Raw genomic sequence first — 14,276 nt, forward strand, 5'->3', positions numbered from 1 at the left:
GGTGGGTCGAGCCGCAGCGTCAGCCGTTGCCCCTGCCGTTCCCGTTGCCCTTGCCGTTCCCGTTCCCGTTGTTGTTGCCGGGGCCGCTGTTGCCGCTGCCTCCACCGCTGTTGCCGCTGCTGCCGCTGTCGGTGTCGGCGGGCGGCGCCTGTTCGGGAGTGACCTGCTCGGCCGGCTCGTTCACCGGGGCCTGCTCGACGGCGGGGGCCTCCTCGACGGGCGTGTCTTCGGCGGGCGTCTCCTCGGCCGGCGCCGGAACCGCCGGCTCCTCCACCGGCGTGGTCGGCGCGGGTTCCGGTTCGGCGGCCCAGCTGTTGGCCAGCCACAGCGTCCCGAGGGCGAGCGCGAGAGCGAGGAGCGCGGCGATCACGATTCCGATGACCAGCGCACGGCGCGAGGGACGACGCTCTTCGTCGGAGAGGGTCGGGACGACCGGTGCCGCGGCGGTAGCTTCCACCGGCGCCGCGGGAACGACGGCCGCCCTGCGTGCGTCCCGGCGAAGCGCTCCACGCCCGGGCGGATTCGCCAGCCCTGACTGCACGTCCGCCGGCAGCGGCGGCACGGGCGGCGGCGGCGAGAAGACCTGCGTCGGCCCGGTCGACGGCTCCGGAATCGGACTGGCGATCGCCGCCGGCGCCGTCGCCGGGTCGGCCTTCTCCTGGGCGATGCGGTTCTCCATCGCCGCCAGGCGAGAAGCCGCCGACACCACTTCCAGGGCGGTCGGCCGGTCGTCGGGCCGGATCGCCGTCATGCCGCGGAGAAGGCCCTGCCAGGAGGGGTGGAGCGTCTCGGGGATCTTCGGCGCCGCGGACAGGCGCGCGACGACCGTGCCGATGCCCTCGGCGTCGCCGAACGGACGCTCGCCGGTGAGCGCCTCGATCAGCAGCAGGCCGAACGCGTAGATGTCCGCCGGCGGCGCCGGGACCGCACCGCGCGCCTGTTCCGGCGCCACGTACGCCATCGTGCCGACGATCACGCCGGGCGTGGTCACGCGCGCCGAGTCCATGAGGTAGGCGATGCCGAAGTCGGCCAGCTTCGCGCGCCACTCCCACCCGGGTCGCGGCGACGGCCGCAGCAGCACGTTGGAGGGCTTGATGTCGCGGTGCACGACGCCGTGCTCGTGGGCGACATGCAAGCCCTCGGCGATGTCGATCGCCACGGAGGCGACGACCCTCGGCTCGACGGGGCCGTCGGCGATGAGATCGCGCAGCGTGATGCCGTCGACGTGCTCCATGACCAGGTAGCTGGTGTCATCCGAGCCGACGCGCGCGTCGAACACGGTGACGAGCGAATGGTGGCTGAGGGAGGCGAGGAGCGTCGTCTCCGACAGCGCCCGCTCGACCGAATCGATGCCGTCGGTGGGTTCGCGGAAGACCTTCACCGCCACCGAGCGCTGCAGGTGCGTGTCTTCGGCACGGTACACACGGGCCATCCCGCCCTCGCCGATCCGCTCTTGCAGGACGTACCGATCGTCCAGCAGTTCGCCCGTCGAGAGTTCTCCCGACTCGCGCACGTCCGTCACATGCCCTCCTACCCGGGTCACGCACCCCTCCGGCAGGTCTCCGGGCTGGTCCCACCGTAAGCGTCGCCCTGCTCCGGCATGACCGGCTTGACGATCCCGCGAGACTGTGCAAGGGCACGACGAAGCCGCCGACGCCACCTCGCAGGCGTCGGCGGCCGCGCCGCCCCCCGGATGCCGGCCGCAGCCGGCGGCGGTCACTGTGCCGGAGGCATCAGCACCGCGTCGATGAGGTAAACGGTCGCGTTCGCGGTCTGCACCCCTCCGCAGATCACGTTCGCTTCGTTCACCATCCACATGTCGCCCTCGCCGGTGACCTCGAGGTCGGCGCCCTGCACTGTCGTGTGGGTGCCGGCGATGTCGGCCGGCTCGACGCGGCCGGGGACGACGTGGTAGGTCAGGATCGAGGTCAGCGTCGCGGTGTCGGTCTTCAGCGACTCGATCGTGGCCGGGTCTATCGCCTCGAAGGCCTCGTCGACCGGGGCGAACACCGTGAACTCGTCGCCGTTCAGCGTGTCGACGAGGTCCACCTCGGGGTTGAGCTGACCGCTGACGGCCGCGGTCAGCGTCGTCAGCATCGGGTTGTTCGATGCGGCGACCGCGACGGGGTCGGCCGACATGCCCTCGATCGAGCCGTCGCCGTCCGGCACGGCCTCGGCGTAGGCGGCGCAGCCGGGGCCGACGAGGTCGGCGGCGGGATCGGCGGCCATCGGCTCCTCGGTCTCCTCCATCGCGGGCGTAGACGGCTCTGTCGTGGGCTCGGCGGTCGATCCGCCCATCGAGCACGCGGACAGCGCGAAGGTCGCCGCCAAGGCGAGCGCCAGCCCTGCCGACACGCGCTTCCTGGTCATGCGGGACATGTCTTCCTCCTCACCGCGGTCGTGCGACCGCGTCTGGATCCCCGGTGCGGGGAGCGCCGCAGGAGCGGCTGTACGGGCTGTTCGGAGGTGGCGCCGGATCGGATTGGAGATTCCCCGACGGATGCCGCACCCGCGGCTGCGGCATCCGTCTCGGCCCAATCCGAAGACGGGCCGGATGCGAACAAACGATGACAGAGAGGGGACGCATGGAACTCGTCGTCATCGGCCTGCTGGGCGGACTCATCACCGGCATCTCGCCGTGCATCCTGCCCGTGCTCCCGGTCATCTTCCTCACCGGCGGTGCGCAGTCCGCGCGTTTCGACTCCGACGGCACCGGTGAAGCGGCCCCTGCGTCCCGCTGGCGGCCCTACCTCGTGGTGGCGGGCCTGATGACCAGCTTCACGCTGGTCACCCTCCTCGGCTCGCTCCTGCTGGGGGCGCTGGGACTGCCGCAGGATGTGCTGCGCTGGGCGGGCATCGCGGTCCTCGTGCTGATCGGCGTGGGACTGCTCGTGCCCCGTTTCGAGCGGGTGCTCGAGAAGCCCTTCCAGCGCCTCGCGCGGCGATCCGAGGTGCAGAACCGGGGGAGCGGATTCGGCGTGGGGCTCGCCCTGGGCACGGTGTTCGTCCCGTGTGCCGGGCCGGTGCTCGCGGCGATCATCGTCGCCGGCTCCACCGGCCGCATCGACGCCGGCACCGTCGCGCTCACGGTGTCGTTCGCCGTGGGCGTCGCCGTGCCGCTGCTGTTCTTCGCGCTGGCCGGACGCGGGCTCGTCGAACGCATCCGCGCGTTCCGCAAGCGCGAGCGCGGGCTGCGCATCGCCGCGGGCGTGGCGATGCTGGCGCTCGCGGTCGGTCTCGTGTTCGACGTGCCGCAGCTGCTGCAGCGCGCGGTGCCGGACTACACCGCCGGCGTGCAGCGCGAGCTCACCGACAACCCCGACGCCCGCCGGGCTCTCGATCTCGGCGGACTCGTCACCGAGGAGAACAAGGACCTCGGCCGGTGCACGAACGGCGCCTCCGAGCTCGAATCGTGCGGCACGGCGCCGGGCATCCGCGGCATCGAGGCGTGGCTGAACACCCCCGATGGGACAGGAATCGATCTCGCGGACTTGCGAGGAGACGTCTTGCTGATCGACTTCTGGGCCTACTCGTGCATCAACTGCCAGCGCAGCATCCCGCACGTCGTGGCGTGGGATGCCGCCTATCGTGACGCCGGGCTCCGGGTGATCGGCGTGCACTCGCCCGAGTACGCGTTCGAGAAGGATGCCGCGAACGTCGCGGCCGGCGCGCGGGACTTCGGCATCGAGTACCCGGTCGCGCTCGACAACAGCCTCGCGACGTGGACGAACTACCGGAATCGGTACTGGCCCGCCCACTACCTCATCGACGCCGAGGGGACGGTGCGGCACATCGCCTTCGGCGAGGGGAACTACGCCGCCACCGAGAAGCTGATCCGGGAGCTCCTGACGGATGCCGACCCGTCCGCAGCGCTGCCCGCTCCGACCGACGTCGCCGACGCCGCACCTGACGGACAGCGAACGCGCGAGACGTTCCTCGGCTCGGCCAAAGACGTGAACTACGGCGGTCTCGGCGGGTACCGCGCGGGCGACGGGGAGTACAGCCTGCCCGACGAGCAGCCCGACGACTCGTTCGCGCTCGACGGCACGTGGCGCATCGAGACGCAGTACGCCACGCCGGCCGGGGACGGCGGGGGAGGCATCCGTCTCCGCTTCCATGCCGAGGAGGTGCGCATGGTGCTGGCCGGAGAGGGCGAGGTGCGCGTCCGGTTGGACGGCGGGAAGGTGCAGACGCTGCGGGTGACGGGCACGCCGCGCTCGTACGCGGTCGCGGAGAGGACGGATGCCGGCACCCGCGTCCTCGACGTCAGCGTGTCGGCGGGGGTGGAAGTGTACTCCTTCACGTTCGGGTGACGCGGCCCAGGGTGGCCGGGAGGTGCGTAGGGCATGCTGGTGGATGTGGTGATCGACGGAATCGACGTGCCGGAGGACGGCACCGAGCCCGTCGACCACGTGGGTGAGCTCCTGCAGCGCGTCGCCCAGGCCGACCAGGCGGCGTTCGCCCGGGTCTACGACCTGCTGTCGCCCCGCGTCTTCGGCCTCATCCTGCGCGTGCTCGTCGACCGCGCCCAGAGCGAAGAAGTGCTCCAGGAGGTCTTCCTCGAGGTGTGGCAATCCGCCTCGCGGTTCGCTCCGAACAGAGGACAGGGAAGATCGTGGGTGCTCACGATCGCGCACCGCCGGGCCGTCGATCGCGTGCGGTCGTCGCAGGCGTCGAGCGATCGCGATGTGCGAGCGGGCTTCCGCGACCTCGATGTAGCCCATGACGGGGTCGCGGAGCAGGCCGAGCTGCGCATCGAGGGCGAGAAGGTCGCGACCGCCCTGGCGGCGCTGCCCGACGCCCAGAAGGAGGCGCTGACCCTCGCGTATTACGGGGGTTACAGTCAGAGCGAGATCGCGGCCCTGGTCGGGGCTCCGCTGGGCACGATCAAGACGAGGATGCGGGACGGGCTGTCCCGCCTGAGAGCCGAACTGGGGGTGACCGCGTGATGGAGGAGAAGGAGTTCGCCGAGCTGGCAGCCGGCGCCGCGCTGAACGCGCTGTCGCCCGACGACCGGGTCGCCTTCGATCGCGCCCGTCGCGAGCACCCGGAATGGGAGCACTGGGTGACGACGGATGCCGCCACCGCCGTCGCGCTCTCCGACACCGTCTCGAACGCCCTGCCCCCGCTGACGCTGCGCTCGACCCTGCTCTCGCGCATCGCGACAACCCCGCAGCTGCCGGCGATGGATGCCGCCGTCGCCGCCGCGGCGGCTCCGATGGACCGCTGGTCGCCGCCCGCCGAGACGCCGGCGACCGATCGCGCGGCCGGTGACACCGACGCGGCAGACCGGGGCACGGCCGAGCCCCCGCCGAACACGACGGTGATCCAGGCGGCGTCGCGTCGCAACTGGACCCGCGGCATCCTCGCGCTCGCCGCCTCGATGGTGCTGCTCGTCGCGCTGGGGCTCGGTGCCGCTCTCATCAACGACTACCTGAATCGCCCGCCCGCGGTCGTCGCCCTGCAGCAGATCGAGGCGGCGCCGGACGCGCAGTCCGCGACCGTGGAGGTCGCGGACGGCGGCACGGCGACCGCGCACTGGTCGGAGTCGGTCGGCGAGGCGGTGCTGGTGTCGCAGGGGCTGCCGGCCATCACCGACGACCAGAGCTTCGAGATGTGGTTCGTGCGCGACGGCGCGGCGGTGTCTGCGGGCACCTTCGACGCCGAGGACGGCGCGGCGACGGCGCTCCTGGACGGCGAGGTCGAGTCCGGTGACACGATCGCGGTGACCGTCGAGCCGGAGGGCGGCTCGCCGACGGGCGAGCCGACGTCCGACCCGATCGTCCTGATCCCCACCGCCTGACGGCGCGGGCCGGCGCGTGCTGGAGCCCCGGCGAGAGCGCGGCGATGCCGGTAGCGTGAGGACGTGGCATCCGCCCCGCAGACCGTACAGACCCTCGCGCACCTGCGCCGTGCGCGCGACCTCATGGACCGCGACTACGCCGAGCCGCTCGATGTGCCCACGATGGCCGCGAAGGCCCTCATGTCGCCGGCCCACTTCTCGCGCGAGTTCAAAGCGGCGTACGGCGAGACGCCCTATGCGTACCTCATGACCCGGCGCATCGAGCGCGCCATGGCGCTGCTGCGCGAAGGCGCGACGGTGACGGATGCCTGCACCGCCGTCGGCGCGACCTCGCTGGGCTCGTTCAGCTCGACGTTCACCGAGATCGTGGGCGAGACGCCGAGCTCGTACCGGGCCCGCCCCCACGACGCCGCCGAGGCGATGCCGCTGTGCGTCGCGAAGATCCTGACGAGGCCCACCCGGTACGCCTGAGACAGCACCCCGCGAACGGAGCAGGATCGGAGAAGCGCCCGTGTCGGTGGCGCCGTAGCGTGGCGGACATGACGAACATCTCGCTGGCGTACAGCCCCATCACCGTCGACGATGTCGACGCCGCCATCCCGTTCTACCGTGACGGTCTCGGCCTCGAGGTCGTGAACGACGTGTCGTACGACGGGCACCGATGGGTGAGCTTCGGCTTCCCCGGTCAGCCCGGCCTCTCGCTCGTCGTGTCGGATCCGACCGCCGGCCGTTCGCCCGAGGACGGCGAGGCCTTGCAGCGCCTCGTGGTGAAGGGCTCCGGCCCCGGACCCTACGTGTTCACCACCAGCGACCTCGACGCCACGTTCGAGAAGCTGCGGGCGTTCGGCGCCGAGGTGCTGCAGGAGCCGAAGGAGCAGGGCTGGGGTCCGCGCGACGCGGCGTTCCGCGACCCGGCAGGCAACCACATCCGCATCAACCAGGTCTGATCGGCGGCCGGAGCGTGTGCCTGCCGTGGGTGGCCGCGATGCAGCGCGAGCCCGTGCTCGTGACCGCGAGTAGCCTGGACGGAATGAGCGATTCGTCCAGGGAGTTCCACAAGCCCGTCCGCCGGCCGGCGGAGCTCTTCGACCGCGTGTTCTCAGCCGAGGACCCGGCCGAGGTCTCGCGGGTCGCCCACACCACGGCGCACGCGCTGCTGGCGCGCGTGCGCGCCGATCCCGACGGAGTGGTCGTCGACCGGCTCGTGGCCTTCACCGACGAGCACGGCATCGACGACATCGCCGAGCTGTGGTCGCGCTCACCGGCCAAGACGCTGCCGGGGGCGCTGTGGCGGCTGTACCTGGTGCAGCTTATGATCCACGACGACCCGCGCACCGCCGCGCTGCTCTACGAGCGCGGCCGGGCCGAACTCGCCTCGGCCGACGACGTGGTGGCCGGAGCGCCGTCGCCCGCCGGTCCCGAGGAGCTCGTCGTCCTCGTCGACACGATCCTGCGCGGACTGTTCGAGGGTGACTTCGCCGTGGCGCTCGACCGCGCGGCGGCGTTCTGCCGCGTGCAGGCGTCGGGAGCCACCCACGTCGCCGACGACTACGAGGGCACCGAGCCCGAGCGCGCGTCCGCGTTCACCACGCGGGCGCTGCGCCTGTCGGACTACGCCGCTGACCTGTCGGCCTGCGCCGCCCTCTGGCGCCGCGACGCCCTGACCTGACCGCGCCCGCCGTACGCCCGCCTGTGGCCGAGCGCCTCAGTGCCCATGCGGCCCGCCGTACGCCCGCCTGTGGCCAGCGCCCATGCGGCCCGCCGTACGCCGGCGCTCGGCGCATGCGCCCGCGCTTGGGGCATGCGGCCGCGCTTGGGGCATGCGGCCGCGCTCGGGGCATGCGCCCGCGCTCGTGGTCGTGCGCCGGACCCCGTACACGGAATCGGATCCGTAGGTGCGGGGCGTATCGGCGACACGCCGCTTGTCCTACGGGATGGCCGGCGTGTCGCGTGGTGGCTCCGCGACTGCGGATCCGACGGTGTGCGGCGCCCCGGTCGCCGACTCCTCCCCACTGCCGCGTTTCGCCCTCCTCTGCACAGTTTGCGGGCAGCTCGGGTGGCCGCGGGTCCGCGGGGCCGAGCCTGGGTGCATGTGCTCCGTTGATCAGACCGCTGTGTCGTCGTTCCGCGAGTTGTCAGCACGAGGCTTCACACGCAGGGACATCTCACGAGCTGTCACCGGTGGTTCTCTCCTTCCGCTGCGGCGGGGGGTGTACGCGAGCTACGGGGCTTGCCCTGAGGTGGCCGTCGCCGCGATGCATGGCGGCTCGCTCGCCTGTCTCACGGCGGCTCGCCATCTCGGACTGTGGGTCCTCGGAGCGGACTCAGCACCGCATGTCTGGCTGCGGGGGCACGGTCGTTCTTACCCGCACGCCGGTTGTCGGTGCGTCGCGCACTGGGACGACGGGACCACGACCGATGCCTTCGGGATGCCGTCGGTCCCGCGGGTGCTCCGCCAGATCCTGATCTGCCGGGGGATCGAGGAGTTCTTCGTCACGCTGGAGTCCGCGCGGAGCCTGAAGATGCTGACGGCGACCGGCCTGGCATGGCTCCGCGCCCGTGTCGGACCGGAAGCGCGGGATGCCATGGCGTACTCACGCGACGACGCCGACAGCGGTCTCGAGTCGCTCCTCCGGTGGAGGTTGCGGGCGAGGAATCTGCCGGTGCGGACGCAGATGATGATCGTCTCGGTCGGGCGCGTGGACTTCTTGATCGGCGATCGCCTCATCGTCGAGGTGGACGGAGCGCCCAATCACGAAGGAGAGTCCCACCGGCATAAAGACCTCGTCCGCGACGCGAACGCCGCAGCCTGGGGCTATGTCACGTTGAGGTTCGACTACGCGATGGTGGTGCACGACTGGTCGACGGTCGAGCTGGCCATCCTGTCCTATGTCGATCAGGGGCTTCACCTCTCCTGAACCCGGCGACGCACGCGTGCCTGCTCGGATGTGGATGTGGTGTGCACAGCGCGTCCAGTGGCCGCTGTCTGCGCACAGAATCGGATCCGCAGGTGCGGAGATGAGGACAGACACGCCGGGCTGCGCCGGCATCGACTCGGCGTGGCGCGGCCGGCATCCGTTGCAGCGGATCCGATTCTGTGGGGGAGACGGATGCCGCAACCTCGCCGCGTGCGAAACCCGCACTGTCATCGACCAGGAGGGGTACGCCCAAGGAGCGCACAACTGCGACGCCAGGAGCGCACAACTGCGACGCCAGGATCGAGCCATCGCCCAGCAGTCCACTCGGGACTGGTGGGGCCGGTGGCCGGGCATGAAAGTGCCGGGCCGCAGAACGCCTCTCGGCGCAAGGCCGCTCGCAGCGGCAGAAGATGGAGCCCGGGGTTACTGCGGCCCGGCCGATACAGTCTAACCGAGTCGGCGGGCCTCGCATTCCCGACCACTCACTCCGGCACGCTTAGGCTTCTTGCATGGCCTGGCGTTTCGCGCTCGTGATCGAGCCCGCGGCATCCGATGATCCCCGCTCCGACTTCGCGGACACGTTCCGGGTCATCGATCCGTCGGCACCCGCCCTCAGCGTCGGGGAGCTCAGCACCCAGCGCGGCGACGGCATCTTCGAATCCATCGGCGTCGTCGACGGACACCCGCAGGAAACCGAGGCCCACCTCGAGCGACTGGCGCACTCCGCCGAGATCTGCGACCTCCCCGCCCCGAACCTCGAGCAGTGGCGCGAGGCCATCGCCATCGCCGCGCGGCACGCCCCAGCCGACGGGGAGGGCGTCATCAAGCTCATCCTCAGCCGCGGCGTGGAGCACGGGCCGGCGCCGACGGCGTGGGTCACGGCCGCGGCCGCCGCCGACAACTCCGCGGTGCGCGAGCGCGGCATCCGAGTCGTGACGCTCGACCGCGGGTACGGCATCGACACGCCCGCCACGGCACCCTGGCTGCTGCTGGGTGCCAAGACGCTGTCGTACGCGGTCAACATGGCCGCCATCCGCGAGGCCAAGCGCCGCGGTGCCGACGATGCGATCTTCGTCACGTCGGACGGGTTCGTGCTCGAGGCGCCGACCGCCTCGCTCATCCTGAGGGTCGACGGCCGCTTCGTGACGCCTGCCCCGAACGGCGGCATCCTCCACGGCACGACGCAGCTCAGCCTGTTCGCGCACCTGGAGGAGCAGGGGATCCCGACCGAGTACGCGACGATCCCGACGGCCGCGCTCGCGGAGGCGGATGCCGCGTGGCTGGTGTCGAGCGTCCGGCTGGCGGCCCCCATCACGGCCATCGACGGCGTCGCGGTGCCCGTCGACGCCGAGCTGACGGCATCCTTCAATCGATATCTGCTGAGCCCGCGGGACTGAGTGCTCCGCAGACGACGAAGCCCCCGCCGGACAGCGAGGGCTTCGTGACGGACGGTCTTATCCGAACCGGCCCGAGACGTAGTCCTCGGTGGCCTGGACCGACGGGGTCGTGAAGATCGTCTTGGTCTCGTTGTACTCGATGAGCTTGCCCGGCTTGCCGGTGCCGGCGATGTTGAAGAACGCCGTCTTGTCGCTCACGCGCGAGGCCTGCTGCATGTTGTGCGTGACGATGACGACGGTGTAGTCGTTCTTGAGCTCGCCGATCAGCTCCTCGATCGCGTACGTCGAGATGGGGTCCAGAGCCGAGCAGGGCTCGTCCATCAGGATCACCTCGGGCGACACGGCGATCGCGCGGGCGATGCACAGACGCTGCTGCTGCCCGCCGGAGAGCCCGGAGCCGGGCTTGTCGAGGCGGTCCTTGACCTCGTTCCAGAGGTTGGCGCCGCGCAGCGACTTCTCGACCAGCGCGTCCGAGTCGGACTTCGACATCTTCTTGTTGTTGAGCTTCACGCCCGCCAGCACGTTCTCCTTGATCGACATCGTGGGGAACGGGTTGGGGCGCTGGAACACCATGCCGACCTGGCGACGCACCAGCACCGGGTCGACGTTGGTGCCGTAGAGGTCGTTGCCGTCCAGCAGCACCTCGCCTTCGACGCGGGCGCCCGGGATGACCTCGTGCATGCGGTTCAGGGTGCGGAGGAACGTCGACTTGCCGCAGCCGGAGGGACCGATGAAGGCGGTGACGCTGCGCGGCTCGATGTCGAGAGACACGCCCTCGACGGCCAGGAAGTCGCTGTAGTAGACGTTGAGGTCGTTGACTTCGATGCTCTTGGACATGGTTCCTGTCAGTGCTTTCGGGTAGTGGGATGCTCAGCGGCCGAGCTTCGGCGAGAAGACCTTCGCGACGACGCGCGCGATGAGGTTGAGGAGCATCACGATGACGATGAGGACGAGGGCGCACGCCCACGCACGGTCGATGTAGGCCTGGGCCGGGATGCCCTGGTTCATGTACTGCGAGTACGCCATGACCGGCAGGGTCATCATGCGGCCCTCGAACAGGTTGTAGTTCATCGATGTGGCCACGCCCGCGGTGAGCAGCAGCGGCGCGGTCTCGCCGATGACGCGCGAGATCGACAGCATGACGCCTGTCGTGATGCCCGCGACGGACGTGGGCAGGACGACCTTCGCGATGGTGCGCCACTTCGGCACCCCGAGCGCGTAGGACGCCTCGCGCAGCTCGTTCGGCACGAGGCGGAGCATCTCCTCGGTCGAGCGGACGACCACCGGGATCATCAGCACCGAGAGGGCGACCGATCCCATGATGCCCATGCGGATGCCGGGGGTGAGGAAGAGCGCGAACAGCGCGTACGCGAACAGACCCGCGACGATCGACGGGATGCCGGTCATGACGTCGACGAGGAACGTGATGGCGCGGCTCAGCCGGCCGTCCCGTCCGTACTCGACGAGGTAGATGGCGGTGAAGATGCCGATCGGGATGGAGATGATCGCCGCGGCAAGCGTGATCAGCAGCGTGCCGACGATCGCGTGGAGCGCGCCACCGCCCTCGCCGACGACGTTGCGCATCGACGAGGAGAAGAACTCGGCGGAAAGGCCCGCGACGCCGTTGACCACGACCGTGATCGCGACCGAGACCAGCGGCACCATCGCGATGAGGAACGCGATCGTCACGACGCCCGTGACCAGGCGGTCGACGCCCTTGCGGCGCCCCTCGACGAGGGACGAGACGGTGAGGATCAGCGCGAGGTACACCAGGGCCGCGACGACGGCCCATCCGGCGATGTTGAAGCCGTCGCCGGAGCCCATCGCCAGCACGGCGAAGACGACGGCGCTGACGGCGAGGCTGCCGGCGAGCATCGCCCAGATCGACCAGCCGGGCAGGTGGCCGCTGGTCAGCCGCGGGGTCTCGCGGATCGGCGCCTGCTGGGGCGCCTGCGGGGGAGCGGTCGTCACGGTCATGTCAGTTCGCTCCAGAGAATTCCTTGCGGCGGCTGACGATCCATCGGGCGATGGCGTTGACCGCGAAGGTGACGATGAAGAGGATGAGGCCCGTTGCGATGAGGACGTTGACGTTCACGCCGTACGCCTCGGGGAAGGTCAGCGCGATGTTCGCGGGGATAGTTCCGGGGTTCTCCGACGTGAAGAGCTGGAAGGTGACGACGTTCGCGACGGAGAGCACCATGGCGACGGCCATCGTCTCGCCCAGCGCGCGGCCGAGGCCGAGCATCGAGGCCGACACGATGCCGCTGCGGCCGAAGGGGAAGACCGCCATGCGGATCATCTCCCAGCGGGTCGCGCCGAGGGCGAGGGCGGCCTCTTCGTGGAGGACGGGGGTCTGCAGGAAGATCTCGCGGCAGATCGCGGTGATGATCGGGACGACCATGACGGCGAGCACGATGGCCGCGGTGAAGATCGTGCGGCCGGTGCTGGAGACCGTGCCGCCGAACAGCGGGAACCATCCCATGTTGGCGTTGAGCCACGCGTACACGGGCTGGACGGCAGGGGCGAGCACCATGATGCCCCAGAGGCCGAAGACGACCGACGGGACCGCGGCCAGGAGGTCGACGATGTAGCCGAGTCCCTGCGCGAGGCGGCGGGGCGCGTAGTGCGAGATGAAGAGGGCGACGGCCACCGCGAGGGGGACGGCCATCAGCAGCGCGAGGAAAGACGCCCAGACGGTGCCGAAGGCGAGCGGCCAGACGTACTCCCAGAAGCTGCCCGAGAGGATGCTCGCGGTGTCACCGGTCGCCGTCATGCCGGGGATCGACTGGATGATGAGGAAGATCGCGACGGCGGCGAGCGTGACGAGGATCATCACGCCGGCTCCGAGCGCGGTGCCCGAGAACCAGCGGTCGCCCGGCCGCTGCTTGACCTTGCCCGCTGGGGCGGCGGTCGTCGTGGTCATGGTGTCCTTCTGGTTCGGGTATCAGGGGTGATCCCCGGCCCGGTCCGAAGACCGAGCCGGGGATCGGAGAATCACTCGACGACGATCAGGTCGATCGCCGCGTTGACCTGCTCGCGCAGCGTGTCCGAGATCGGCGCGTTGCCCGCAGCGGCCGCGGCCGCGTCCTGGCCCTCGGCGCTGGCGACGTACTGGAGGTAGCCCTTGACGATCGGGGCGACCGCAGCGTCGGCGTACTCCTGGCACGCGATCATGTAGCTCACGAGGACGATCGGGTAGACGCCGGCCTCCTCCGAGGTGCGCTGCAGCTCGATCGCGAGGTCGCCCTCACCACGGCCCTCCTCGAGGGGCGAGGCGTCGACGATGGCCGCGGCGGCCTCCGGCGAGTACTCGACGAACTCGTCGCCGACCTGGATGGCGGCGGTCGACAGGCCCTCCTCAGCGGCGCGCGACGCGTCGGCGTAGCCGATGGTGCCGTTGCCGCCCGAGACGGCCGAGACGACACCCGAGGTGCCCTGCGCGGCCTCGCCGCTGGAGAGCGGCCACACGCCGTCGGGCTCGCTCGTCCAGACGTCACCGGCGGCCTGGTAGAGGTAGTCGGTGAAGTTCTCGGTGGTGCCTGAGTCATCGGCGCGGTGCACCGGCGTGACGGCCAGGTCGGGGAGCGTGGCGTCGGGGTTCAGCGCCGCGATCGCCGGGTCGTTCCAGTTCGTGATGGTGCCGGCGAACAGGCCCGCGGTGGTCGCCGCGTCGAGGTTGAGCGCGTCCACGCCCTCGACGTTGAAGATGATCGCGATCGGCGAGATGTAGGTCGGCAGCTCGATGATGTCGGTGCCCTCGACGCAGGCGTCGAACGGGCCGGCCTCGATCTCCTCGATCTTGAAGGCGCGGTCGGAGCCCGCGAACGGGAAGGCGCCCGCCTGGAACGACTCGCGGCCCGCGCCGGAGCCCGAGGGGTCGTACGTGATCGTCACGTCGGGGTTCGCGGTCTGGAAGCCGGCGGTCCAGGCCTGGACCGCGACCTCCTGCGACGAGGCGCCGCCGCCGGCGATCTCGCCGGAGAGGTCCGATGCCGCCGTGGTTTCGTCGGTGGTCGTGCCGCCGGCGGTCTCGTTCGCGGCGCAGCCGGCGAGGGCGAGGGCCGCGACAGCGGCGACAGCGCCCACCTGGGCGATGCGGGAGATCTTCACTGTGTGAATCCTTCACGTGTCAGGGAATCAGGCCGTGCAGGCCTTCGG

At 70.7% G+C, this 14,276-nt stretch carries 14 protein-coding genes; 8 read left to right on the forward strand and 6 right to left on the reverse strand.

Going from position 1 to position 14,276, the window contains the following annotated elements; genetic code table 11:
* Positions 1–19 precede the first annotated feature (19 nt).
* Entirely contained in the window at positions 20–1,522 is a 1,503-nt protein-coding gene (locus IM767_RS09570; RefSeq protein WP_109210148.1) for a serine/threonine-protein kinase, read from the reverse strand.
* A 194-nt stretch (positions 1,523–1,716) separates the two neighbouring features.
* Entirely contained in the window at positions 1,717–2,379 is a 663-nt protein-coding gene (locus IM767_RS09575) for a fasciclin domain-containing protein (RefSeq protein ID WP_109210149.1), read from the reverse strand.
* A 206-nt stretch (positions 2,380–2,585) separates the two neighbouring features.
* Between IM767_RS09575 and IM767_RS09580 the strand changes: the two genes are divergently transcribed.
* The 8 genes from IM767_RS09580 to IM767_RS09615 all read left to right on the forward strand — a co-directional run bounded on the left by IM767_RS09580 (position 2,586) and on the right by IM767_RS09615 (position 10,118).
* Positions 2,586–4,313, forward strand: a complete 1,728-nt coding sequence (locus tag IM767_RS09580) for a cytochrome c biogenesis protein CcdA (RefSeq protein ID WP_109210150.1) — start codon at positions 2,586–2,588, stop codon at positions 4,311–4,313.
* Positions 4,314–4,346: 33 nt separating this feature from the next.
* Positions 4,347–4,949 carry an ECF RNA polymerase sigma factor SigK gene (sigK, locus tag IM767_RS09585; RefSeq protein WP_109210151.1) on the forward strand — a complete coding sequence of 201 codons (603 nt, stop codon included), beginning with the start codon at positions 4,347–4,349 and terminating at the stop codon, positions 4,947–4,949.
* Complete coding sequence (locus tag IM767_RS09590) at positions 4,949–5,803, forward strand: anti-sigma factor (RefSeq protein WP_109210152.1); 855 nt, start codon at positions 4,949–4,951, stop codon at positions 5,801–5,803. The genes sigK and IM767_RS09590 overlap by 1 nt, the downstream gene beginning before the upstream one ends.
* A gap of 123 nt (positions 5,804–5,926) precedes the next feature.
* Complete coding sequence (locus IM767_RS09595; protein WP_109210358.1) at positions 5,927–6,274, forward strand: helix-turn-helix transcriptional regulator; 348 nt, start codon at positions 5,927–5,929, stop codon at positions 6,272–6,274.
* Between the two features lie 68 nt (positions 6,275–6,342).
* The gene (locus IM767_RS09600) at positions 6,343–6,750 is read left to right on the forward strand and encodes a VOC family protein (RefSeq protein ID WP_109210359.1); all 408 of its coding nucleotides are present in this window, start codon (positions 6,343–6,345) and stop codon (positions 6,748–6,750) included.
* An 83-nt stretch (positions 6,751–6,833) separates the two neighbouring features.
* Complete coding sequence (locus IM767_RS09605; protein ID WP_109210360.1) at positions 6,834–7,472, forward strand: response regulator transcription factor; 639 nt, start codon at positions 6,834–6,836, stop codon at positions 7,470–7,472.
* Between the two features lie 760 nt (positions 7,473–8,232).
* A complete protein-coding gene (locus tag IM767_RS20775; protein WP_239453267.1) occupies positions 8,233–8,721 on the forward strand; it encodes an endonuclease domain-containing protein in 489 nt (162 codons plus the stop codon).
* Positions 8,722–9,230: 509 nt separating this feature from the next.
* A complete protein-coding gene (locus IM767_RS09615; RefSeq protein WP_109210153.1) occupies positions 9,231–10,118 on the forward strand; it encodes an aminodeoxychorismate lyase in 888 nt (295 codons plus the stop codon).
* A 57-nt stretch (positions 10,119–10,175) separates the two neighbouring features.
* Here IM767_RS09615 and pstB read toward each other — a convergent pair whose 3' ends face one another.
* The 4 genes from pstB to pstS form a co-directional block, all read right to left on the reverse strand.
* The gene (gene pstB / locus IM767_RS09620) at positions 10,176–10,955 is read right to left on the reverse strand and encodes a phosphate ABC transporter ATP-binding protein PstB (RefSeq protein ID WP_109210154.1); all 780 of its coding nucleotides are present in this window, start codon (positions 10,953–10,955) and stop codon (positions 10,176–10,178) included.
* Positions 10,956–10,988: 33 nt separating this feature from the next.
* Positions 10,989–12,095, reverse strand: coding sequence for a phosphate ABC transporter permease PstA (pstA, locus tag IM767_RS09625; protein WP_109210155.1), 1,107 nt, complete (start codon positions 12,093–12,095; stop codon positions 10,989–10,991).
* A gap of 1 nt (position 12,096) precedes the next feature.
* Complete coding sequence (gene pstC, locus IM767_RS09630; RefSeq protein WP_109210156.1) at positions 12,097–13,041, reverse strand: phosphate ABC transporter permease subunit PstC; 945 nt, start codon at positions 13,039–13,041, stop codon at positions 12,097–12,099.
* A 71-nt stretch (positions 13,042–13,112) separates the two neighbouring features.
* On the reverse strand, positions 13,113–14,228 hold the full coding sequence (gene pstS, locus IM767_RS09635) for a phosphate ABC transporter substrate-binding protein PstS (RefSeq protein ID WP_109210157.1): 1,116 nt from the start codon (positions 14,226–14,228) through the stop codon (positions 13,113–13,115).
* Positions 14,229–14,276 lie beyond the last annotated feature (48 nt).

Origin of the sequence: Microbacterium ureisolvens (assembly GCF_015278315.1) — a bacterium.
Lineage (GTDB): Bacteria > Actinomycetota > Actinomycetes > Actinomycetales > Microbacteriaceae > Microbacterium > Microbacterium ureisolvens.